The organism is Thermodesulfobacterium geofontis OPF15, from assembly GCF_000215975.1.
Classification (GTDB): domain Bacteria; phylum Desulfobacterota; class Thermodesulfobacteria; order Thermodesulfobacteriales; family Thermodesulfobacteriaceae; genus Thermodesulfobacterium; species Thermodesulfobacterium geofontis.
On sequence record NC_015682.1, the window covers coordinates 519,130 to 540,900 of the forward strand.

Consider the following 21,771-nt stretch of genomic DNA (forward strand, 5'->3'; position numbering starts at 1 on the left):
GAAAAATGAACCAGATAGTTATAATTAGACCAAAGATTGGGTTTGGAATCGGTGGAGCAGAGGCTCATGCAGGAATGGTTGCAGTAAAACTTTTAGAAAGGGGTTTTAGAGTAGGAGTAGTTGCTCATACTGTATCTTTTCCAGAAGAAATTCTAAAAAAACTTGAAATTTATAAAGTTAGATGGAAGGGCTTTGGTTCTATTCCAAAGCATCTTTTTTTTATTTATCAAGTAAGAAAAATTCTCTCTAAGCTTTATAATTACCGACTTATAAGCTTTTTTCGTTATCCCTATCCTTCTGACCTTTTTATACTTTGCGATCCAATAGTTGCCTTTTTACAGAAACAGAAGACCTCAATTTTTAAGAACTTTAGCCTGCGTTATAAAATACTTTTGAACCTTGAAAAAAAAGCTCTTTCTAATGCCAAAAAAGTAATCTCCCTTTTTTCCTTAGGGAAAAATCTTATTAAAGAGTTTTATCCAGAGGTATATGACAAAACTTTGGTTTGTTATAGAGGGATAGATTTTAAAAAGTTTAATCCATCTTTAAAGACTCTCAAGATGACTTTTAGGAAAGAAAAGGGTTTTTCTGAAAGGGATTTTTTAATTCTTTTTGTAGGTTATGATATAAAAAGGAAAGGACTAAACCTTTTACTTAAAATTTTGCCAGAGCTTCCAGAAAGGGTTAAACTTTTGGTTGTAGGGGTAGAAGGAAGATCAAATCAAAGGGTAGTTTATTTAGGTAAGATAAAAGAAGTAGAAAAATACTATGCTATGGCTGACCTTTTTGTGCTTCCAACTATGTATGACCCAGGAGCCCTTGCAACTTTAGAAGCCTTAGCTACAGGAACCCCTGTTATCACTACCCCTTATGATGGAACAAGCGAGTTTATAAAAGAAGGGATAAACGGGTTTGTAGTAGAAAGAAACGAATCCGAACTTAAATCTGCGATTTTAAAAACTATGGATCTTACTTTTAACCCTTTTAAAATTTATGAGTCTATAAAAAATTTAACCTGGGATAATTATGTGGACTGCCTTATTTCCCAATTGGAAGTTCTCTAAATTTTATTATTTTACCTCAGATGCTGAAAAAATATTGAAAAAACTTGAGACCGAACCTTTTGAAATAAAATGTATTAAAAAGAGCCCATCCCATAAAAATTTCATTTTAAAGTTTTTTTCAGAAAATTCTCCCTCCCTCTTTTTAAAAGCTTTTATACCAAGACCCTTTAAAAAAAATAGAATAAAAAATTATCTTGAGACTTTTAAAACTTTAAAAAATTTAAATGTTTCTTTGCTTGAACCAGTTTTTCTTTTTTGGAAAAACCCTCAAATAGCTTTTTTAAAAAAAGAGCCCTTTTATGGAGGCATTGTTTTTCCTTATATTGAAAAAGGATTTCTAAAAAGAGAAAATCTATTTTTAGATGATAAAAAGGAAAATATAAATTATAAGCTTATAAAAAACTTAATTTTCTTTCTCTTTAAACTTCATGAAAAGGGAATTTTTCTCAAAGATACCAAATTTAATAATTTTTTTTGTGATTCTGAAGAAAATTTTAAGATTTTTGATCTTGATGGGATAAAATTTTACAAAAAACCGCTTTCTAAATTAGAACGTTTAAGAGATCTTTCAACCTTAGCTATGAGCCTTGAATGGGAAAAAATAGCTAATGCAAGAGCTTTGGTTTTTGATATCTATAAAGAACTTTTTCAAGAGCTTAGAGAAAAAGATTTTGAAAAATTTAGCCAATTTGTAGATAAAAAAAGAAAAAAAAGAGAAAAAGCTTTAAGCTTAAGAAGAAACTAAAAAATAACTTTTGGTCCTTATTTTTAAAGGATAAATTTTATAGTTTTTCAGAATTTCTTCAGGAATATTTTTTTCCATAAATAGAATAAAGCTATTTTTTGGAAGATTTGAACAATTTTTAAGGTAATAAATGTGAGGAATTAATTTATACTTGTATTTTAGATAATACAAAAGATGATGTGGAATTGTTTGACAAAGATAAAGTTCTTTTTTATTACCTATAATATTGGCAATTTCAAAAGCTCCATTTCTAAAATGATTTATCTCTTCTTTGTGTAAGGGATAATAAAAACTAACATAAAGTGTTTTTAATAAGAAAACTATACTTAAAAGAAAATAAAAAAGATATTTAGGAGAAGAAGGGGTTTTTAATAAAACAATTAAATTAATTAAGAAAAATAGAAAATAAAATGCATAGAAAATCGTTTCAGGTCTGTATTTAGAAAAAGAAAGATAAATAAAGCAAGCTACCAAAAGAATTAAATTGACAATAGAAATTATTTTTAAAAATAGGGCTTTTAAATTTTCTGGAAGAAGATTTTGCCTTATGTAGTAATATATAGGGAGGGTGCTTAAAAAAATTAGTCCAGATGCTGAGGGTAAAATATAGCGAAGCCTTGCTCCAGGGAATAAAAAATGAAAGATATAAGATAAAAAGAAGAAAAAGAAAGAAAAGATAGCTAAGTTATAAAAAAGAGGGTTAGATTTAATAAAGGATATAAAGTTTTTATTTTTAAAAAAAATTAAGAACAAAAGCCAAGGTGAATACCCCAAAAAGGCAAAAATAGTATAGGCTTTAAAATGCTGTGAGAAACTCATTTCCTGACCTTTAGCTAAGGATAGATATTGGTAAATCCAAGCGACTATAAAAGGCTTAAATCCTATTTTAAGACTTACTAATATTGCCCAGATAGAAAATATTCCTAAATAAGTAAAAATTCCCAATATATGGGGGATACTTAAAAGTTCTTTTAATCTCTTTTTAAAAAGAAAATAAGAAAAAAGTGTTAAATAAAAAAATACAAGAGCTTGAAAAGTTTTAGTTAAGATACTTAGTCCTAAAAATATACCAGAAACTATATATGCAGTTTTTCTTTTATTTTTAACTTCATAAAGATAGAACCAACTATAAACTGCTATGGTTATTAGCATAGTATAAAAGCCGTCAATTTCTGCTCTTATAGCTTTGTCTATAACTTCAGGGGTAGCAAGAAATATTAGACCTGGTATAAGTATTTCTATAAGAGAAGGATTAGGGAAGTTTTTTTCATAATCTGTTAAAAAGTTTTTCCAAATAAAAACTAAAAATAAGGAAGTTAAAATCAAACAAAGAGAAGAAAAAAATCTTGCACTAACCTCTGAATAACTTTTGGTTATAAAAAAGAAACCAGCTAAAGCCCAATTAAAAAGAGGTGGTTTATTAAAATAGGGTTCGTCAAAGAGTTCTGGTATTAAAAATTCTTTATTTTCAAGCATTTGAAGTGCTATAAGAACTCTTCTTCCCTCTTCTCCTTGAAATTCTTTTTCTCCAAGAAAGGGAAGATAAAGAGCAAATCCAAAAAGAAATAAAATTGAGATTATAAGGAGTGTTTTCTTCATTAAATTTTATTTATTTTCTTTATTTATTTTCGAAGTAGTAAATTTAATATTATAGTTAAAAGAATGCTTAAGAGAATGGAGGTTGCTAAAGGAAAATAAAAAGTAAAATTTCCTTTTTTAATGTAGATATCTCCTGGGAGCTTTCCTAAATAGGGTATCTTAGGAATAAAGGTGAGTAGAAGTCCTAAACAAATAATTATAATACCTAAGAGTATTAAAAATTTTCCTAAACCAGAAAGTTCATTCATGGTAAAATAAAATTTATTAAAAAATGTAAAAATTGCAACGCTCAAAAGATGTATTAAAATTTTAAAAGGATGAGCAAAAAGATAGCTTATAGATTTTCGAAGCTTCAAGAATAAATCTCAATGATCATTTCTTTTTTTCCTGGATTTAAAGGAGATTATAACTTTTTTCAATTTGAACCCTTAGATGAAAAATTTTTTAGTTTACTTTCTCAAGCCAGAGCAGTTATTTTCCCTCCTACTATTTCTCCTGAAATTTATTTTTGGGTAAAAAATTTAGGTATACCTGTTTTCCCAGAATATACTTTTAGATTTTTTTATCCAGGTAAAATTGGACAAATTATGCTTTTAAAACTTTTAAATTTACCCCATCCTGAAACCATTGTAATACCAAGACTTTGTGGATTAGAGGAAAATCCTTATAAAAGATTCCCTAAAATAAAATTTCCCTGTGTAATAAAAGGAAACTACGGAGATGAAGGAAAAGAAGTTTTTTTGGTAAATAATGAAGAAGAATTTAGGGAAATTTTACAAATAATTAAAGGTTGGGAAAGAGAAAATAGGTTTGGTTTCCTTATACAGGAATATATCCCTTGTGACTTTGATGCAAGAGCTATTGTTATAGGAAAAAAAATTTTTATATTTTTTAGAAAAGGAGGATTTAAAAAAAATATAGTTCAAGAAGGTAAAATTATACCTTGCCCCAAAAGGGGCTTAAAAGAAAAAGTTTTAGATCTTACTCATAAAATTATAAAAAATACTTATTTTAATCTTGTAGCTATAGATTTTCTTTTTAAAGAAGAAAATCCCTTGGTAAGTGAATTTAACTTTGTTTTTGGAAGAAGGGCAATAGGAGAAAAAAAATATGAATTTTATCTAAAAAAAGCCATAAAAGATTTCTTAAAAAATATAAAGTAAAATGAGAAAATTCCATTTAAAGACACTTGGTTGTAAAGTAAATCAGGTAGAAAGTGCCTATATTATAGAAAAATTAATTGAAGAAGGTTTTAGTTTTTCTCAAGAAGAGGAAGCAGAGATTTTAATTTTAAATAGTTGTATTGTAACTTCAAAAGCAGAGGCAGAAACTCGTAAAATTATAAAAAAATGGTTAAAATTAAAGCCCCAATTTATTATTCTTACAGGATGTTATGCTCAAAAATTTTCAGATAAAATTTTTACTTTTCTTAAAAATAATATTAATACAAAAATTTTGATTTTAGGACAGAAAGAAAAGTTTAGAGTGGTAGAAATTTTAAAGGAACTCTTAGATAAAGAAAGAAAAGATGTTATATCACCTCTTATTTTGGTTGAAGATATTTCTAAAGAAAAAACTTGTGATCCCATAATTATTAAAGATTTTTTTGGTCATTCAAGGGCATTTATAAAGATTCAAGATGGATGTGATAATTTTTGTAGTTATTGTATTGTTCCTTATGTAAGAGGTCAACCAAGAAGTGTTCCCTTAGAATATATTTTAAAACAAACTGAGATTTTTGTAAAAAGAGGATACAGAGAAATAGTATTAACTGGGATTAATCTTAGTAAATGGGGAATAGAGTTTAATCCACCAAAAAATTTAACTTATCTTTTAGTGAAAATGGAGGAGTTTTTAAATTCCTTTAACAAAGAATTTATCTTGAGACTTTCCTCAATAGAAGTAAATGAAGTTGGAAAAGATTTCTTTGATTATGTTAGAAATAGTAAATTTATAGCTCCTCATTTTCATTTTCCTTTACAGAGTGGATCTAATAAAATTTTAAAACTTATGAATAGAAAATATTTAAGAGAAGAATATTTAGAAGTTTTAGAGAGGCTTTATGAGCTTTTTCCTCATGCTACTTTTGGTGCAGATGTAATTATAGGTTTTCCTGGGGAAGATGAAAAAGATTTTAGAGACACCTATGAATTTATTGAGAGATCACCTTTGAATTGGCTTCATATCTTTCCTTTTTCTCTAAGACCAGGAACCTTTGCAGAAAAGTTAAATTCTAAAATACCTCAGCAAGAAATAGAAAATAGGAAAAAGATACTAAAAAACTTAATAGAAGGGAAAAGAGAAAAATTTTTAGAAAAAGAGATTGGTAAAGAAAGAAAAGCAGTTATTGAGTTTTTTGACAAGAATAAAAATATGTGGAAAGCTCTTTCAGAAAATTATATTACTACTTATGTAGATTTAAGTAAATTAAATGGAGGAAAAGAGAATTTGCAAGGAAAAATTGTAAAAATAAAATTTTCTGAAAAAGAAAAAAACTATTTAATAGGAGATTTTTTAAAACCCCTGTAAAAAACAAGTCCATAGTGCAATCCCGAAGTAATAGTTAAAAAAATAACAACCTGTGTAATTATAGAAATATAAAAATCTTTTAAAGGTCTTATAAATAGATGCCAAAAATAGAAAAATAAGAATAAAAGTTGAAATATTGTGCAAGCCTTTCCTAAATAAGTTGGATTAAAGTTTACCTGATCAGAATACCTTAGAAGTAAAAATAAGGCTCCTATTAATATGACTATATCTCTTGTTATGATAATTAAAACAAGGGTTAGAGAGATATTTTTATTTAAATAGAGTAATACAAAGAGCATATTTATGAAAACTTTATCTGCCAAGGGATCAAGAATTTTTCCAAGATCTGTTCTTTGTTTAAAAACTCTTGCAATATTTCCATCTAAGGTGTCGCTTAAAATAGCAGTTCCAATTAAAAAAATTAATATTTTAGTATCTGCTCTTTTTATCCAAAGAAAAGGGAAAATCAATCCTAAGAACAATCTATATAAACTTAAGATATTTGGAATACTAAAAAAATCTTTCTTCTTGATTTGCATAAATTGTAATTATAACTTAAAATTTATTTTTATGATAATTCTTCATATTTGTTGTGGACCCTGCAGTATTTATCCTATTTCTTATTTTAAGGAAAGAGGGATTGAGTTTAAAGGCTATTTTTATAATCCAAACATACATCCTTACAAAGAATTTCGTCAAAGAATAAAAGCTTTAGAAGAAATCCAGAAAATTTTTGATTTTGAAGTTATATGGGATAAAGAATATGGTTTACGAAAATTTATAAAAGAAACTTTTATGCTTTGGGATAAACCTGGTAAAAGATGTGAAAGATGCTATATTATGAGGCTTACTTCAACAGTTAAAAAAGCTCTTGAATTAAAGGCTGAGGCTTTTACTACCACTATGCTTTATAGTATTCATCAGAATCACCAGCTTTTAAAAGAAATTGCAGAAGATTTAAGTTATCGTTATAAGATACCCTTTTTTTATGAAGATTTTAGAATTGGTTATCAAAAAGGGAAAGAGACTGTTAAAAATCTTAATATTTATATACAAGGCTATTGCGGATGTATATTTAGTGAAGAAGAAAGGTATTCTAAAAAAAGGAAAAAAGAATTAATTAAAGAATTAAAAAAATCAGAAACTTAATGATATTTTTTCATTTCATCTATTATAAAAGAAAGAGCAAGGAAGGCTTCTTGTCTATGTTTAGCAAATATTGCAATTGAGGCAACCAATTCTCCTACTTTCAAAAAGCCAGTTGCATGATAAATAATTGTCTCAATAAGATCAAAATTTTTAATTGCCTCCTCTCTAATTTCCTTTAATTTTTCTATTACTAATTCTTTTATATCAAGTCCCTTAGCTGGAACCTTTTTTCCTTCTTTTAGGTCATATTCTCTAACAAATCCATTAAATTCTAAAATACAGCCAAATTTTCCTTTTAATTTTTCACAAAGAATTTCTTTTTCTTTTAGATAGGTTTTATAATCTTTAAAAATCATTTTAAATTTAAAAATCAGCTTTTATAACAAAAGCACCTTTATCTTCAGCACTTTTTTGAATTTCTTCTTTTATTTCTACCGCAACTATGGTAGGGATTACTTCACTTTTTAAAACATAAGCAAGTATTCCTGCTCTTTCTATGGCTCTTTCTATATCATCCTCTTGAAGGCTATAAGAAACTTCAATTGCTAAATATACTTCTTTTTTCACTTTTTTTATTTCACCCTTTATTAATAGATCAAGCTGTAATGCAGAAACTTTTTGATCTTCAGTAATTATTTTTTCTTCTTCAGCAGTTTCAAGGAGGGGGATTATTTCTTCAAAAGGAATTAATTTGCTTTTTCTCAAAATTCTACCAAAATATGCATAATATCGTTCTCTGATTGTTCTTTCAAATTCTTTTCCTTTAAATCTACCGAATTCCCCCTTAAGATAAGCAACATCCTGTTTTAAAACAGCGACATCCTGTTTTAATATAGCAACGTCTTGTTTTAATATTTCTACATCCTTTTCAATTTTATCAACCTTTTTTTCAAGTTTTTCCATTCTAACAAGCATTTCCTCAAATTTTTTAGGTAGCTCTATCAATTCAGTGGTTAAAATAATTTTTCTTAACTCTTCCAGCCATTCAGGATGTTCTCTTAAAGCTCTTATAATATCTGCAAAAGTCAGTACAGGTTGTTTTTCCATTTCTTTTTCTTTATTTAGAGATTGCATAATTTAATTAGTTTTGCTTTTTTAAAATTAAAATTTTTCAATAAAAATAAATATAAAAGATACAAAAAAGAATGCAATAGATAACGAGATAAATATTTCTAAAAATGCTTATTTTTTGATCTTGGGATATGAAAGATATAGGGGATTTGAATTTCTAAAAATGAGCCGGCGGAGGGGCTTGAACCCTCAACCTTGGGATTACAAATCCCACGCTCTGCCTATTGAGCTACGCCGGCAATATATACGCTCCTCGGAGGAGGCGGGATTCGAACCCGCGGCACGGGTTTTTAGCCCGTGCACTCGCTTAGCAGGCGAGCGCCTTCGACCTCTCGGCCACTCCTCCATTTTTTTCTGGTTCCGGGGCGTGGATTCGAACCACGATTCTGGGAGCCAAAGTCCCATGTCCTGCCAGTTAGACGACCCCGGAACTATTTATATCATAAAAAATATAACATTTCTTTCTTTTTTGTAAAGAGCTATTTAAATTACTTATTGGTCAATCTCATCACAGAATAAATCAAGCCTAAAATTTTTAATTTGTCTCTTGACAAAATATATTTTGATTTTTATTTTGAAAATAAATCTCAAATTTAGAGGGAATAAATTATGGTTTTAATATCAGAAATAGTAAAAGATTTTAAAAAATTTATAAGGAAAAAAGGATTAAAATATACCTCTGAAAGAGAGGAAATACTTAAGGAAATTTTAGAATCCAAAAATCATTTTGATGCTGATGAGCTTTATATGAAGTTAAGAAAAAAGGGTAGTAAAGTTTCAAAAGCCTCAGTTTATAGAACCCTTCCTCTCCTTGTTGAAGCAGGTTATATTCAGGAAGTTTATAGACAAGATGCAAGATCTTATTATGAACTTACTTTAGATAAGCTCCCCCATATTCATTTTATATGTGTTAAATGTAAAAATGTAGATGAAATATTAGATAATTATTTAGCTGAACTTATTCAAAAAGAAGCTAAAAATAAAAATTATACACCATTAACCTATCATTTAGAAATATTTGGTATTTGTGCAAATTGCAAAAAAGGGGTATAATTTCAAAATGTTATTAATTGAAGCAAGATGTGGAGATAAAGTAAAGATTAAAGAAATTCTTGGCGATGAGGCGGTGCTAAAAAAAATAGAGGCTATGGGATTAAGAAAAGGGGATATTTTTGAAGTTATTCAGAGATGGGGAAGAAATTTATTAATAAAAAATGGAAACAATAGATTGGTGATAAGTTCAGACATAGCTAAAAATATAGAAGTAGAATTAATAGAAACCTCTCCCCCTCCTTGTGAATTTAAACCCTGTAAAGGAAAAAAATGGAGATGGAGATGGGGTTGGTTTAAATGAAAAGAAAATTTAGTAGAATTCCCATTTCTAATACTGTAGAATTTTTTTGGCAAAATAAAAGCTATGAAGGAGTTTTAAAAGATTTGAGTTATGGAGGATTATATATTGAAAGCAAAATAATTCCCTCTATAGATGAAGAAATACCTATTGTTTTATTTTTAGAAGGGACACACCCTTCAATTAAACTCTTTTTTAAAGGAAAGGTTGTAAGAACAAATAAAGAAGGCTTTGCGGTTAAATATACCTATATTTCTCCTGAGAGTTTTGAACATTTTAAAAATTTTGTAAATTATAATTATCCCTCCTTAGAAATAGCAGAAAAAGAGGTTTATAGATTCTTAGGAGAAGCACATCCTTTATTTAAAGGTTTTATAAATCTTAATATTTTAGCTTTGAAAAATGAAATTTTAAAATTTATTTTAGAAAGAGCTTTTTTATATAGTCCAGATAAACCCTTTATTCTTTCAAGTGGCAAAGAAAGTCCTTATTATCTTGATTGTAGAAAGATTACTCTTTATTCTTTGACTTTTGGTTTGGTAGGTGCACTTTTTTGGCAAAAAATTAAATATTTAGGAGTTGATGGAGTTGCAGGAATGAGTATAGGTGCAGATCCAATTGTATGTTCTATTCTTGCTAAAGCAAACGAAGAAGATATTTCCTTAGAAGGGATTTTTGTGAGAAAGGAACCTAAAAAATATGGAACTCAAAAACAGATTGAAGGAAATATAAGAGGGGGAATGGATATTGTTCTGGTAGAAGATGTGGTAACCACAGGTAGCTCAGTTCTTAAAGCAGCTGAAATACTTGAAAAAGAAAAACTTCACATTATTAAAATTTTTGCTTTGGTTGATAGAGAAGAAGGAGGAAAAGAAAATATAGAAGCTAAGGGATATGAATTTGAAGCTTTTTTCACTCTTAGCGAGATCTTAAAAAGACATCAGGAATTATCAAATAAAAATGCTTAAAAAGGAGAAAAGAGTATGAAAAAAATGGTATGGATTTTAAGTTTTTTTATAATTATTTTAGGAATTTATGCTTGCAAAAAACCTTCTGAAAAAATAGAAGTAAAAAAATTTCTTAACGGAGCTGGAGCAAGCTTTCCATATCCGCTTTATGCAAATTGGGCAAACGAATATTATAAACTTACAGGAATTAAAATTAATTATCAATCCATAGGTTCTGGAGGAGGTATCAGGCAGATTATAGAAAAAACAGTTGATTTTGGAGCAAGTGATATGCCTCTTAAACCAGAAGAAGTAGAAAATAAAAAACTTTTACAATTTCCAACTGTAATAGGTGCTGTGGTACCTGTAGTAAATCTACCTGAATTAAAAAATTTATATCTAATACTTGATGGTGAAACGCTTTGTGAAATATATTTAGGAAAAATTACCAAATGGAATGATTCAAAGATTAAAGCTTTAAATCCCGGGGTAGAGCTTCCAGATAAATCTATAACACCTGTATATAGAGCTGATGCATCAGGAACAACAGCTATTTTTACAAAGTATTTAACAGAGGTATGTAAATCTTGGAAAGATAAAGTAGGGTATGGAACAGCTGTAAACTGGCCTGTTGGTATAGGTGCTAAAGGTAATGAAGGGGTGGCAAATTATGTTAAAAGAACTCCTTATACTATTGGATATGTAGAAATTGTTTATGCTTTTCAAAATAAACTTTCTTACGTAAAACTTAAAAACCTCTCTGGTAATGTAGTTGAACCAAGGGAGGAGAATATTAGAGAAGCAGCTCTTTATGGAAATTTTGATCCTTCTAAACATTTCTATACCTGGCTTACAAACACTCCAGGAAAATCTGCTTGGCCTATTGTAGGAGCAACTTATATTCTTCTTTCACAAGATAAAGAAGAAACTAATAAAGAGGTGGTAAAATTTTTTGATTGGGCATTTAAAGAAGGAGACAAAATTGCTAAAGATTTAACTTATACACCTCTTCCAGAAGAAATAAAAGAAAAAATCCGAAATTATTGGAAAAAATACAAAATATTTTAAAAAATATTCAATTAAATCAAGAATTTTTCAGCTTGAAAAAATATTATAAATTATTAGAATTAAACCAAGATTTTATGGAAACCTATCTTTTTCATCCTTTAGAATTATAGTGATAAAAAGAAATTATTATTTAGAAATAATAATAAAGAACTTTTTAGGTTTCTGGGCTATCTTCTCAGGGTTTCTTTTCCCTTTTACAGTTTTTCTAATTTTATTTCATGAATCCCTTTTAGCTATTAAAACTTTCGGAATAGTTAAATTTTTAACTACCACTACTTGGGACCCTGTTTCTGAAACTTTTGGTGGGCTTACTATGATAACAGGCACTTTAATAAGTACTTTTATAGCTGTTATTATAGCAGCTCCCATAGCTATAGGAATAGCTATTTTTATAACTGAACTTGCCCCTTCATTTCTAAAAGGAATAGTTACAAGTGCTATACAGCTTTTAGCAGCTATTCCAAGTATAATCTATGGAATGTGGGGATTTTTGGTATTAGCAAGTTTTATGAGAACTTATATAGAGCCTACTTTACAAAAATTATTTTCTTCCCTTCCTTTATTAGGGAAACTATTTTCTGGTCCCCCAACCGGCATTGATGTTCTTACAACTTCTTTAGTTTTATCCATAATGATAATTCCTTTTATGGCTTCAGTGGTAAAAGATTCCTTTGATTTGGTTCCTTCCGTGATGAAAGAATCAGCTTATAGCTTAGGAGCCACTAAATGGGAAGTTATTAAAGATGTGGTTATTCCATATACTGCCTCTGGTATTACAGGAGGACTTATTCTTTCAACAGGCAGAGCTTTAGGAGAAACAATGGCAGTAACTTTTTTAGCAGGAAATGTAACCCAAATTCCTACTTCTTTGTTTTCACCATTTACAACTATTACAGTAGCTTTAGCTAATCAGTTTACTGAAGCAGATACTCCTCTTTATCTTTCCGCACTTTTTTATTTATCTTTTATCCTTTTTATTCTTTCTTTTGTAATTCTTAGTTTAGCTAAACTTATGGTACTAAGATTAGAAAAAAAATGGAAATAAAAGTTTTTCAAAGAAAATTAATAAATTATATAATGTTACTAATTTCTTTTTTGGCTGCTCTTTATGGGTTATTTTGGCTTTTTTGGATTTTGGGAACTTTGTTTATAAATGGGTTTAAATATCTTACTTTAGAGCTTTTTTTACAGAACCCCAATCCTCCAGGAATTGAAGGAGGAGGGCTTAAACATGCTTTTGTTGGTCATTTTATTATAACCTTCTTAGCTACTATAATAGGTGTTCCTATAGGAATATGTGCAGGTATTTATTATGCAGAATATGGTAAAAATTCTAAAATTTTTATGGCATTAAAAAATATTACTGATATAATGGTGAGCACTCCTTCTATTATTATGGGTGCAGTAATGTATGCTTTAATGGTAATTCCTTTTAAGCATTTTAACGCTCTTTCTGGAATTTTTGCCTTAGCACTTCTCATGATTCCTGTAATTGCTGTTACAACTTATGAAATGTTAAACTTAATTCCTGATACCTTAAGAGAGGCTGCTTATGCACTTGGAGCTTATAAATGGCAAATTATTAAAGATGTTACTATGAGATCTGCCAAAGTGGGTATTTTAACAGGTGTCCTTTTAGGAGTGGCAAGAATTTCTGGGGAGACAGCTCCTCTTCTTTTTACAGCATTTAATAATGCCTATCTTTCATTTAACCTTTTTAAACCTATGGCAACCTTAACAGTGACTATTTTTAATTATATAATGGGGCCTTATGATTATTGGCATAAACAAGCTTGGGCTGCAGCATTATTTTTAACCCTTTTTGTATTAGTGCTTTCATTACTTGCAAAAGCTCTCATTCATTTTGGAACATTGGTACCTTTTAGATGGAAAACTAAAAGATAGATTTTAAAAAATGGAAAAAAATGTTGAAATAGAGGTTAAAAATTTAAATTTTTATTATGGGGAAACATTAGTTCTTAAAAATATCAACCTTACTATTTATAAAAATAAAGTTACAGCTTTAATAGGACCATCTGGTTGTGGTAAAACCACTTTTTTAAGGTGCTTAAATAGAATGCATGATTTATATATAGGGAATAGATATGAAGGAGAAATAATTTTTGAAGGGAAAAATATTTTAGATAAAAATGTGGATTTAATTACTCTTAGATCTAAGATAGGAATGGTATTTCAGAAGCCTACTCCCTTTCCTATGAGTATATTTGATAATGTAGCTTATGGATTAAGACTTAAAGGTATTAAAGGTTCTGAATTAAAAGAAAGGGTTGAGAAAGCTCTTATAGATGCTGCTTTATGGGATGAGGTAAAAGATAAACTTAGAGAGAGTGCTTTTTCTCTTTCCGGAGGACAGCAACAAAGGCTTTGTATTGCAAGAGCTATTGCGGTAGAACCTAAAGTTTTATTATTTGATGAACCAACCTCTGCCCTTGATCCAATATCTACATCTAAAATAGAAGATTTAATTGTGAAGCTAAAATCTAAAATAACTATAGTAATAGTTACTCACAATATGCAACAAGCAGCAAGGATTTCTGACTACACGGCTTTTATGTATTTGGGAGAGCTAATAGAAGTGGGACCAACTGAAAAAATTTTTACTACTCCAGAAAAAAAACTTACAGAAGATTATATTACAGGAAGATTTGGTTAAAGAGAACATTTATGTTTGTTCCAGAAGGATTTTTATTTTCGGGAATATCTTGTGGTATAAAAAAAGAAGATAAACTTGATTTAGGATTAATTTATTCTCCTGAAGAACTTACTGCTTGGGGTGTATTTACTACTAATACAGTAAAAGCTATTCCTGTTTTATTAGGAAAACGGCTTATTAGAGAAAAAAAGATTCATGGAATTCTGGCTAATAGCGGTGTTGCAAATGCCTGCACAGGGGAAGAAGGTTTTAAAAGAGCTTTAACAATTCTTAAAGAAGTGGCTAAATACTTAAAAATTCCCTATAAAAGTTTACTTCCAGCCTCAACCGGAGTAATAGGAGAACAATTACCTTTAGAAAAGATTTTACCAAATATTCCTACTCTTATTTCTAATCTTTCAGTACAAAATTACATTCAATTTGCTAAAGCTATCATGACTACTGATACTTTTCCTAAAATAGTATCAAAAAAAACCGAGGATGGAATAGTTATATTTGGGGTAGCCAAAGGTGCTGGGATGATAGCTCCTAATATGGCAACTATGCTTGCTTTCATTTTAACAGATGCTGAAGTATCTAAGGATTATTTAAAAAAAAGTCTTCCTAAAATGGTAGAACAAAGTTTTAACAGAATTACAGTTGATGGAGATACCAGTACTAATGACACAGTTTATATGTTATGTAGTAATTTAAAAAAAATTAAAAACTGGGAAAAGTTTGAAAGCCTTTGTTTAGAAGTTGCTAAGGAACTTGCTTACCTTATAATAAAAGATGGAGAAGGGACAAGTAAAGTTATCAAAATCTTAATAAAAGGAGCTAAAACTAAAAATGAAGCAAAAATTCTTGCAACATCTGTTGCTAATTCTCCATTAGTAAAAACTGCTTTTTACGGAGGAGATCCTAATTGGGGGAGAATATTTTCAGCTCTTGGTAAAAGTGGAATAAAATTCAATCCTCAGGAAATAGAGATTTATTTAAATGGGATTCCTTGGGTTGCTAATTTTAAAAGCATAAATAATGAAGCTAAAATTAAGGAAGAAATGAGAAAACCTGAAATAGAACTTTGTATAAGACTTAAACAAGGGAAAATGAGCTACGAAATGTTAACTACAGATTTAACTGAGGAATATATCAGAATAAATGCACATTATAGAACATGAAGATACTTCTTACAAATGATGACGGAATCTATTCAGAAGGTCTCTGTGCATTATACGAAACTTTAGTTCTTGATCACGAAGTTTATATAGTTGCTCCTGAAAGTGAAAGGAGTGCAGTTGGTCATGCTATAACTATAGAACAACCTTTAAGGGTTAGAAAAGTTAAAAGGGGGAAATATTTTTGGGGATATGCAATAAATGGTACTCCTGCTGATTGCGTAAAACTTGCTCTTTATGAACTTATAGGACCAGTAGATTTGGTTATTTCTGGTATTAATAAAGGAGCAAATGTAGGAATTAATCTTTTATATTCAGGAACTGTTTCAGCAGCAACAGAAGCTAAAATACTTGGATATTCTTCTATTGCTGTTTCTATAGATGCTTATGAAGATGTAGACTATTGTTTTGCAGCAAATTTTATAAGCACCTTTATAAATTATGCTTTTGATTTGCCACTTGATTTACCTTTTTGTTTAAATATTAATATTCCTCATATAAATCCTTATAAAATTAAAGGAATTAAATTTGTTAGACAATCAATTGCTAAATTAAAAGAAATTTTTGATAAGAGACTTGATCTTCATGATAAAATTTATTATTGGCAAGGAGCAGAAGAATATACAGAAAAAGATCCAGATACAGATGTAATAGCATTAAAAGAAGGCTATATTACTATCACACCTATTAAATTTGACCTAACAAATTATTCTTCTCTAAATAAGCTTAAACAAATAGATGATAAAATTTTAAAAAATCTTGTTGTATAAATTTTATTTCTATAAATTTTCACGTTTGAAAATTTCGTTTTTTGTTTTATAATAAATATTAAAGAAAATATAATGGAGGTGATTGTAAATGAGAAAAAGAGGTAGAATAGTAACTATTGAAGATGTAAAATTCGTATACGAAAACTATGCTAATATGAGTGCTACTGAAATTGCAGAAAAATTAGGAATAAGTAAATTTCAAGTAAATAAAATTGTAAATGAATTAAGAAAAAGAGGGGTTGAAATTCCTAAAAAGATTGGGAAAAAAATTAATGTATATGATAAATTTGTAGAGGAACTTAAAAAAGCTGGAAAGATTTAATGTAAAATTTCGTCAATTAATTTACAATCTTTTTCAATTTGAATTTTTAAATTTTCTATAGAAGGGAATTTTTTTTCATCTCTTATACGTTTTATTATTTCAATTTTTAATGTTTTTCCATAAATATTTCTATTAAAATTGAAAATGTGTACTTCAATAGAAATTTCCTTTTCTCCAAAGGTGGGTCTTTTACCTATATTTAAAGCACCTTTTAATTTTTCTCCATTTAAAAGTACCCAAACTGCATATACTCCTGAGGGAGGAAGAAGTTTTAAAGGAGAAACTTCTAAATTTGCAGTAGGATAACCTATTTCTTTTCCTCTACCTTTACCTTTGATTACTTTTCCCATAATTAAATAGGGTCTTCCTAAAAGTTCATTAGCAGATTCAATATTTCCTTTTTCTATAAGATTTCTAATTGCAGAGCTCGAAATTATGACGCCATTTAGCATTACAGGGGGGATAGCTTTTACTATAAAATTATATTTTTTGGCTACTTTATTTAAATAATCTACATCACCTTTCCTAAATTTTCCAAATCTAAAATTAAATCCTACAATTATTCCTTTGGCTTTTATTTTGTCAACTATATATTCCTGAACAAACAAGTCATGAGAAAGTTCTGAAAGAGTTTTAGTGAAAGGGATTAGAACTAAGTTTTCTATCTCTAAAAGAGAAAGTAAGTAAAGCTTTTCTTCTAAGGTAGTTAAAAGCTTTAAATTTGATTCCGGAAAAAGAACCGTACGTGGATGAGGATCAAAAGAAACTACAACAGGCTTAACGTTTAAAAGGTTAGCCAATTTTTTGGTTTCTTCAAAGAGAGCTTTGTGTGCTAAATGAATTCCATCAAAACTTCCTATGGTAATTACTGTTTCAAAAGGAAGTGGGAAATCCTTAGGGGTATAAATTTTCAATCTTTCCCTCCAAAAGATTGAGAAAACTATCAAATAGATAAATTGAATCGTGTGGCCCAGGAGCATTTTCTGGATGGTATTGTACAGACATAGCTTTTAAATCTGGTACAAATATTCCCTCAAGAGTTTGATCATTTAAATTTATATGAGTTATTAAAGCAGATTTAGGGAGTTCCTCTTTTTTTACACAAAATCCGTGGTTTTGTGAGGTAATTTCTACCCTTTTATTGAAAAGATTTAACACAGGATGATTTATTCCTCTATGACCAAATTTAAGCTTATAAGTTGTTGCTCCAAGAGCTTGTCCCAAAATTTGGTGTCCTAAACATATTCCAAAAATAGGTTTCTTACCGAGAAGTTCTTTTATATTTCTCACTATAGTTTTTAAAGGTGCAGGATCACCCGGTCCGTTTGAAATAAAAATTCCATCAGGGTTATGAGAAAGTATTTCTTTAGGTTCAGTGTAGGCAGGAAATACAAGACATTCACAATCTCTTTCAGTAAAAAGCCTAAGTTGGTTGTATTTTAAACCGCAATCAATAACAGCTATTTTATATTTAGCTTCACCTTTAAAAGTTTTATAATTTTCTTTTCCTCTTTTTCCAAAATAATAAGGCTCTTTACAAGTTACATACTGCACAAGATCCCTACCCACATAATCAGGACTTTCTTTAACTTTTTCTAAGAATTTTTTAGGATCAAGAGTTTCAGTTGTTATACCACCTTTCATAGCTCCATAAAGTCTTATATGGCGTGTTAAAGCTCTTGTATCAATTCCTTCAATTCCAAGAATATTATTTTCTGAGAGCCAATCTCCTAACGATTTTTCAGCCCTCCAATTGCTATAAAAAGGCTGATATTCTCTTACAATAAAACCTGCTACTTGAATCCTTTCACTTTCCATATCCTCTTGATTTACTCCGTAATTTCCAATAAGTGGATAAGTCATAGTAACAATTTGTCCATAATAGGAGGGATCGGTAAGTATTTCTTGATATCCTGTCATTCCGGTATTAAAGACAATCTCTCCAAAAGACTCGCCTCTTATAGTGAAAGAATATCCCCAAAAATGGGTTCCATCTTCTAACATAACGAGTGCTTTATATTTTTTCATGGCTTTAATTATCTTTTAATTTTTGTTTTGATTCCCAAAGTAGATATTCTCTAATAAAATCATCAATTTCTCCATCTAAGATTTCTTCAACTTTATAAGATTCGTATTGAGTTCTGTGATCTTTAACTACTTTATAAGGATGTAAAGTATAAGTTCTAATCTGATTTCCCCAGCTTATTTCTTTTTTTTCTCCTATTAAACTTTCTTTTTTACTTTCAAGTTTTTGCTTTTCCAATTGATAAAGCCTTGATCTTAAAATTTTTAAAGCAGTCATTTTATTTAAATATTGGCTTCTTTCATTTTGACAGGTTACAGTGATTCCTGTAGGTATATGGGTAATTCTTACTGCAGTTTCAGTCTTATTAACATGTTGTCCACCATGTCCACTTGCCCTCATAGTTTCAATTTTTAAATCTTCAGGTCTTATTTCCACCTCAATATCTTCTTCAATTTGAGGAATCACAGTAACTGAGGCAAAGGAGGTATGTCTTTTAGAATTTGCATTAAAGGGTGATATTCTTATAAGTCTATGAATTCCCTTTTCACCCTTTAAATATCCATAAGCTTTTTCTCCCTCAATTAATAAAACTGCATTTTTTATTCCTGCTTCTTCTCCAGGTAATATATCAACAATTTTTACTTTATATCCTTTTTTTTCAGCCCACTTTACATACATTCTAAGAAGGATAGAAGCCCAATCTTGTGCATCTGTTCCTCCAGTTCCTGCATGAATGCTTAAAATTGCGGAAGAAGAATCATATTCTCCTGAAAGTAAAAGTTTAGTTTCCTCAGTTTTAAAAGTTTTTTCAAAGGAGGTTAGTTCCTCTAAAAGAGTATTTAATATATCAAAACTTTTTTCTTCTTTATAAAGAGAATACCATTCGAGAATTTCCTTAAATTTTCTCTCAAGATTTTCAAGGATAGATATTTTCTCGAAAATTTGAGCTCTCTCTTGAAGAAGTTTTTTTATTTTTTGAGAATCCCAATCTTTGTTATTTTGGAGTTCTTCTTCGATTTTGATTAATTTTGTCTCTAATTTTTGGGGTTCAAAGACACCCCCTTAAATCTTCCAATTTATCCTCAAAATTTTTGATCAATTTTTCTAAATCTACATTTTTATAAATTTGAGCCAAATTATGCATAGCAAATAAAATATAAACCAATTTTTAAGAAAATAAAGTCTTTTATAAAAGTTTTAAGATCTCTTTAAGCTGAGAAATATGCAGATTAACAATTTTTTTTCCATCAAACATAAAATAACTAAAATCTTTTTGAATAAGAAGATTTATTGTTTTTTCAATTTCTTGAGGATTTATTTTAAATTCTTCAGGGAAGGGGAAAAGATTATTTAAACTCCAAAGGCTTAAAAATTTTACTGCTAAATCAGGGGAGCTAACAAGACATTTATATACATGAAAATGTGCATTTTTTTCTAAAAGATCATCTTTATATTTTTGAGCAAGCCTTCCTATCCCCCATATAACTCCTCTTTGAGCAGGGGGAAACTCTAAGTAATTATCTGCTTTATGTTTCCCTGTATCTTCTGTTTCCCAAATATAGGAAATAAAAATAGAGAGATATTCATTTTTTAAAATTTCATGATTATATAATGCTTCAGCAAAACCTTCAGGAACACCCCAAGCCATACTTCCTGATTCTTCATTAAGCATCCAAATTAGCCTACGGATTATTATCCTTGCCCTCTCAAGATCTTTATTTGCTATTTGAGAAACTATATATCCAAATCCTATTATAGCTTTCCAACGAATTTCTTCTTTCGGATGTAAAAAAGCTCCTATAAGGAAACTCACAATTTTAGTAGGAGGAAATTTATTAAGAGAATTCAATAAATTTTTAAGATCCTCTTTTTCAAGAATATCCCAAACTTCTCTTTTTAAATAGATAGACACTTCTTTAGGAAGAACTTTTAATTTTTTGGGCAATAATTTTCCCAAGTTCTTCGCACTGCTTTAGGGTATCTTTGTCAGGTGCAAATTTTACTTTTATTCCTTCATGAACAATTTCAGCCTTTATTTCATTTAAGATATCATTTAATAGCTTAACTGATTCTCCACTCCATCCATAGGAACCAAAAGCAGCTCCAATTTTGTTTCTTGGTCTAAGTCCTTTCATATAATGGACAAAGCTTGCTACAGTGGGCATAAGCCCATTATTTAATGTAGGAGAGCCTAAAACTAATCCTTTAGCAAGCATTACTTCAGTCATTACATCAGTTATATCTGAAACAGAAAGTTTAAAAAGTCTTGCTTCTACACCTTCTTTTATTATACCATCCATGATTGCATAGGCCATTTTTTCTGTACTTTTCCACATAGTATCATAGATAATTACCGCTCTTTTTTCTGCAATATAATTGCTCCAATTTTCATAAAGCTGAATAATCTCATTTATATGTTTCCTCCATACAACTCCATGATCTGGGCATATTAATTCTATTTCAAGCCCCAGCTCTTTTATTGTTTTTAAAAGATTTTGAACACGTGGAGAATAAGGGAGTACAATATTGGCATAATATTTGGCAGATTCCTCTATCAAAGTGCAATAGTCAACTTCATCGTCAAATCTATTAGAAGTTGCATAATGAGCTCCAAAGGCATCTTGAGAGACCAAAATTTTTTCTTCAGGGATATAGCTTATCATACTGTCTGGCCAATGAATCATAGGAGTTTCTATGAATCTTATGGTTTTTTCTCCAATTTTAATTTCTTTTCCAGTAGAAACTTCTTCAAAGGGAAAATCATTTTTATGTAAATATTTTTTTAGTCCATCTTTCCCCCTTTGGGTTATAAAAATCTTTTCAGGTTTTATAATTTCTACTATTTTTAAGAATCCCCCAGCATGATCTGGTTCTATATGATTTACAATTAAATAATCAATCTTTTTTGGGTTAATAATACTTTTAATTCTTGATAATAATTCTTCTTCAAATCCATGTTTTACAGTGTCAAAAAGGGTAATTTTTTTATCTATTAATAAATAGGAATTGTAAGTAGTTCCTTTAAAGGTAGAATATCCGTGAAAATTTCTTACATTCCAATCAATAGCACCAACCCAATAAAAGCCTTCTTTGATCTTTACTGCCTCCATAGAACTCCTCCTTTTAAAAGTCTATTTTTTTCCCATCCCAGCATGTCCATACATATCTTCGAGAATAATAAGACCTTTTTCTTTAGCTAACTCTAAAGTACCCATCTTTTGTACACAAGCCTTGCAAACTCCAGTTAAAAGTCCTTTTTCTAAAGGCTTTAAAAAAAACACATTGGATATTCTTTTCTT

General features: G+C 29.2%; 26 protein-coding genes and 3 tRNA genes. 15 read left to right on the forward strand and 14 right to left on the reverse strand.

Annotated features, from left to right (window positions below; genetic code table 11):
• Positions 1 to 5 precede the first annotated feature (5 nt).
• Positions 6 to 1,064 (forward strand): glycosyltransferase family 4 protein, encoded by a 1,059-nt coding sequence (locus TOPB45_RS02665; protein ID WP_013909314.1) that lies wholly within the window; start codon positions 6 to 8, stop codon positions 1,062 to 1,064.
• Positions 1,027 to 1,809, forward strand: a complete 783-nt coding sequence (locus tag TOPB45_RS02670; RefSeq protein ID WP_013909315.1) for a hypothetical protein — start codon at positions 1,027 to 1,029, stop codon at positions 1,807 to 1,809. Before TOPB45_RS02665 ends, TOPB45_RS02670 begins: the two co-directional genes overlap by 38 nt.
• Here TOPB45_RS02670 and TOPB45_RS02675 read toward each other — a convergent pair.
• Entirely contained in the window at positions 1,795 to 3,408 is a 1,614-nt protein-coding gene (locus tag TOPB45_RS02675; RefSeq protein WP_013909316.1) for an ArnT family glycosyltransferase, read from the reverse strand. The two genes, TOPB45_RS02670 and TOPB45_RS02675, sit on opposite strands and share 15 nt — an antisense overlap.
• A 23-nt stretch (positions 3,409 to 3,431) precedes the next feature.
• Positions 3,432 to 3,764, reverse strand: coding sequence for a DUF2905 domain-containing protein (locus TOPB45_RS02680; RefSeq protein WP_013909317.1), 333 nt, complete (start codon positions 3,762 to 3,764; stop codon positions 3,432 to 3,434).
• A gap of 12 nt (positions 3,765 to 3,776) precedes the next feature.
• On the opposite strand from TOPB45_RS02680, the gene TOPB45_RS02685 reads away from it, so the two are divergent.
• Both TOPB45_RS02685 and mtaB read left to right on the forward strand, forming a co-directional pair.
• Positions 3,777 to 4,571 carry an ATP-grasp domain-containing protein gene (locus TOPB45_RS02685; protein ID WP_013909318.1) on the forward strand — a complete coding sequence of 265 codons (795 nt, stop codon included), beginning with the start codon at positions 3,777 to 3,779 and terminating at the stop codon, positions 4,569 to 4,571.
• 1 nt (position 4,572) lies between these two features.
• Positions 4,573 to 5,937 (forward strand): tRNA (N(6)-L-threonylcarbamoyladenosine(37)-C(2))-methylthiotransferase MtaB, encoded by a 1,365-nt coding sequence (gene mtaB / locus TOPB45_RS02690; protein ID WP_013909319.1) that lies wholly within the window; start codon positions 4,573 to 4,575, stop codon positions 5,935 to 5,937.
• Here mtaB and TOPB45_RS02695 read toward each other — a convergent pair.
• Positions 5,904 to 6,476 carry a CDP-alcohol phosphatidyltransferase family protein gene (locus TOPB45_RS02695; RefSeq protein WP_013909320.1) on the reverse strand — a complete coding sequence of 191 codons (573 nt, stop codon included), beginning with the start codon at positions 6,474 to 6,476 and terminating at the stop codon, positions 5,904 to 5,906. The two genes, mtaB and TOPB45_RS02695, sit on opposite strands and share 34 nt — an antisense overlap.
• A gap of 31 nt (positions 6,477 to 6,507) precedes the next feature.
• On the opposite strand from TOPB45_RS02695, the gene TOPB45_RS02700 reads away from it, so the two are divergent.
• Positions 6,508 to 7,086 (forward strand): epoxyqueuosine reductase QueH, encoded by a 579-nt coding sequence (locus tag TOPB45_RS02700; RefSeq protein ID WP_013909321.1) that lies wholly within the window; start codon positions 6,508 to 6,510, stop codon positions 7,084 to 7,086.
• On the opposite strand, the gene TOPB45_RS02705 is transcribed toward TOPB45_RS02700, so the two are convergent.
• The 5 genes from TOPB45_RS02705 to TOPB45_RS02725 form a co-directional block, all read right to left on the reverse strand.
• A complete protein-coding gene (locus TOPB45_RS02705; protein ID WP_013909322.1) occupies positions 7,083 to 7,442 on the reverse strand; it encodes a molybdenum cofactor biosynthesis protein MoaE in 360 nt (119 codons plus the stop codon). The two genes, TOPB45_RS02700 and TOPB45_RS02705, sit on opposite strands and share 4 nt — an antisense overlap.
• Before the next feature lie 7 nt (positions 7,443 to 7,449).
• Positions 7,450 to 8,133: a hypothetical protein gene (locus tag TOPB45_RS02710; RefSeq protein ID WP_201763802.1), complete on the reverse strand. Its 684-nt coding sequence runs from the start codon at positions 8,131 to 8,133 to the stop codon at positions 7,450 to 7,452.
• 190 nt (positions 8,134 to 8,323) lie between these two features.
• Positions 8,324 to 8,396, reverse strand: a tRNA-Thr gene (locus tag TOPB45_RS02715).
• A 15-nt stretch (positions 8,397 to 8,411) separates the two neighbouring features.
• Positions 8,412 to 8,503, reverse strand: a tRNA-Ser gene (locus TOPB45_RS02720).
• A 9-nt stretch (positions 8,504 to 8,512) separates the two neighbouring features.
• A tRNA-Gln gene (locus tag TOPB45_RS02725) sits at positions 8,513 to 8,587 on the reverse strand.
• A gap of 179 nt (positions 8,588 to 8,766) precedes the next feature.
• Here TOPB45_RS02725 and TOPB45_RS02730 point away from each other — a divergent pair.
• The 10 genes from TOPB45_RS02730 (at position 8,767) to TOPB45_RS02775 (ending at position 16,446) form a co-directional block, all read left to right on the forward strand.
• Positions 8,767 to 9,210: a Fur family transcriptional regulator gene (locus tag TOPB45_RS02730; protein WP_013909324.1), complete on the forward strand. Its 444-nt coding sequence runs from the start codon at positions 8,767 to 8,769 to the stop codon at positions 9,208 to 9,210.
• Between the two features lie 7 nt (positions 9,211 to 9,217).
• Positions 9,218 to 9,511: a FeoA family protein gene (locus TOPB45_RS02735; protein WP_013909325.1), complete on the forward strand. Its 294-nt coding sequence runs from the start codon at positions 9,218 to 9,220 to the stop codon at positions 9,509 to 9,511.
• The gene (gene pyrE, locus TOPB45_RS08530; RefSeq protein WP_013909326.1) at positions 9,508 to 10,476 is read left to right on the forward strand and encodes an orotate phosphoribosyltransferase; all 969 of its coding nucleotides are present in this window, start codon (positions 9,508 to 9,510) and stop codon (positions 10,474 to 10,476) included. The genes TOPB45_RS02735 and pyrE overlap by 4 nt, the downstream gene beginning before the upstream one ends.
• A 15-nt stretch (positions 10,477 to 10,491) precedes the next feature.
• A complete protein-coding gene (pstS, locus tag TOPB45_RS02745) occupies positions 10,492 to 11,523 on the forward strand; it encodes a phosphate ABC transporter substrate-binding protein PstS (protein ID WP_013909327.1) in 1,032 nt (343 codons plus the stop codon).
• A gap of 109 nt (positions 11,524 to 11,632) precedes the next feature.
• On the forward strand, positions 11,633 to 12,568 hold the full coding sequence (gene pstC / locus TOPB45_RS02750) for a phosphate ABC transporter permease subunit PstC (protein WP_013909328.1): 936 nt from the start codon (positions 11,633 to 11,635) through the stop codon (positions 12,566 to 12,568).
• Positions 12,559 to 13,428: a phosphate ABC transporter permease PstA gene (pstA, locus tag TOPB45_RS02755; RefSeq protein WP_013909329.1), complete on the forward strand. Its 870-nt coding sequence runs from the start codon at positions 12,559 to 12,561 to the stop codon at positions 13,426 to 13,428. The genes pstC and pstA overlap by 10 nt, the downstream gene beginning before the upstream one ends.
• 10 nt (positions 13,429 to 13,438) lie before the next feature.
• Positions 13,439 to 14,197, forward strand: coding sequence for a phosphate ABC transporter ATP-binding protein PstB (gene pstB / locus TOPB45_RS02760; protein ID WP_013909330.1), 759 nt, complete (start codon positions 13,439 to 13,441; stop codon positions 14,195 to 14,197).
• 11 nt (positions 14,198 to 14,208) lie between these two features.
• Positions 14,209 to 15,357 (forward strand): bifunctional glutamate N-acetyltransferase/amino-acid acetyltransferase ArgJ, encoded by a 1,149-nt coding sequence (argJ, locus tag TOPB45_RS02765; RefSeq protein WP_013909331.1) that lies wholly within the window; start codon positions 14,209 to 14,211, stop codon positions 15,355 to 15,357.
• Positions 15,354 to 16,124 carry a 5'/3'-nucleotidase SurE gene (gene surE / locus TOPB45_RS02770; protein ID WP_013909332.1) on the forward strand — a complete coding sequence of 257 codons (771 nt, stop codon included), beginning with the start codon at positions 15,354 to 15,356 and terminating at the stop codon, positions 16,122 to 16,124. Before argJ ends, surE begins: the two co-directional genes overlap by 4 nt.
• 88 nt (positions 16,125 to 16,212) lie before the next feature.
• On the forward strand, positions 16,213 to 16,446 hold the full coding sequence (locus TOPB45_RS02775) for a winged helix-turn-helix transcriptional regulator (RefSeq protein ID WP_013909333.1): 234 nt from the start codon (positions 16,213 to 16,215) through the stop codon (positions 16,444 to 16,446).
• On the opposite strand, the gene TOPB45_RS02780 is transcribed toward TOPB45_RS02775, so the two are convergent.
• The 6 genes from TOPB45_RS02780 to TOPB45_RS08930 form a co-directional block, all read right to left on the reverse strand.
• Positions 16,443 to 17,360, reverse strand: a complete 918-nt coding sequence (locus tag TOPB45_RS02780; protein WP_013909334.1) for a bifunctional riboflavin kinase/FAD synthetase — start codon at positions 17,358 to 17,360, stop codon at positions 16,443 to 16,445. The two genes, TOPB45_RS02775 and TOPB45_RS02780, sit on opposite strands and share 4 nt — an antisense overlap.
• Entirely contained in the window at positions 17,341 to 18,474 is a 1,134-nt protein-coding gene (carA, locus tag TOPB45_RS02785) for a glutamine-hydrolyzing carbamoyl-phosphate synthase small subunit (RefSeq protein WP_013909335.1), read from the reverse strand. Before carA ends, TOPB45_RS02780 begins: the two co-directional genes overlap by 20 nt.
• Before the next feature lie 4 nt (positions 18,475 to 18,478).
• Positions 18,479 to 19,616, reverse strand: a protein-coding gene (prfB, locus tag TOPB45_RS02790; RefSeq protein WP_013909336.1) for a peptide chain release factor 2 whose coding sequence is annotated in 2 segments (ribosomal slippage) — positions 18,479 to 19,522 and positions 19,524 to 19,616 — 1,137 coding nt in all. Because the reading frame shifts where the segments join, the coding sequence is not laid out codon by codon here.
• Positions 19,617 to 19,658: 42 nt separating this feature from the next.
• A complete protein-coding gene (locus tag TOPB45_RS08535; RefSeq protein ID WP_049774812.1) occupies positions 19,659 to 20,429 on the reverse strand; it encodes a DVU0298 family protein in 771 nt (256 codons plus the stop codon).
• A complete protein-coding gene (locus TOPB45_RS02800) occupies positions 20,389 to 21,582 on the reverse strand; it encodes an FprA family A-type flavoprotein (RefSeq protein ID WP_013909338.1) in 1,194 nt (397 codons plus the stop codon). The genes TOPB45_RS08535 and TOPB45_RS02800 overlap by 41 nt, the downstream gene beginning before the upstream one ends.
• A gap of 21 nt (positions 21,583 to 21,603) precedes the next feature.
• The gene (locus TOPB45_RS08930) at positions 21,604 to 21,753 is read right to left on the reverse strand and encodes a hypothetical protein (protein WP_013909339.1); all 150 of its coding nucleotides are present in this window, start codon (positions 21,751 to 21,753) and stop codon (positions 21,604 to 21,606) included.
• Positions 21,754 to 21,771 lie beyond the last annotated feature (18 nt).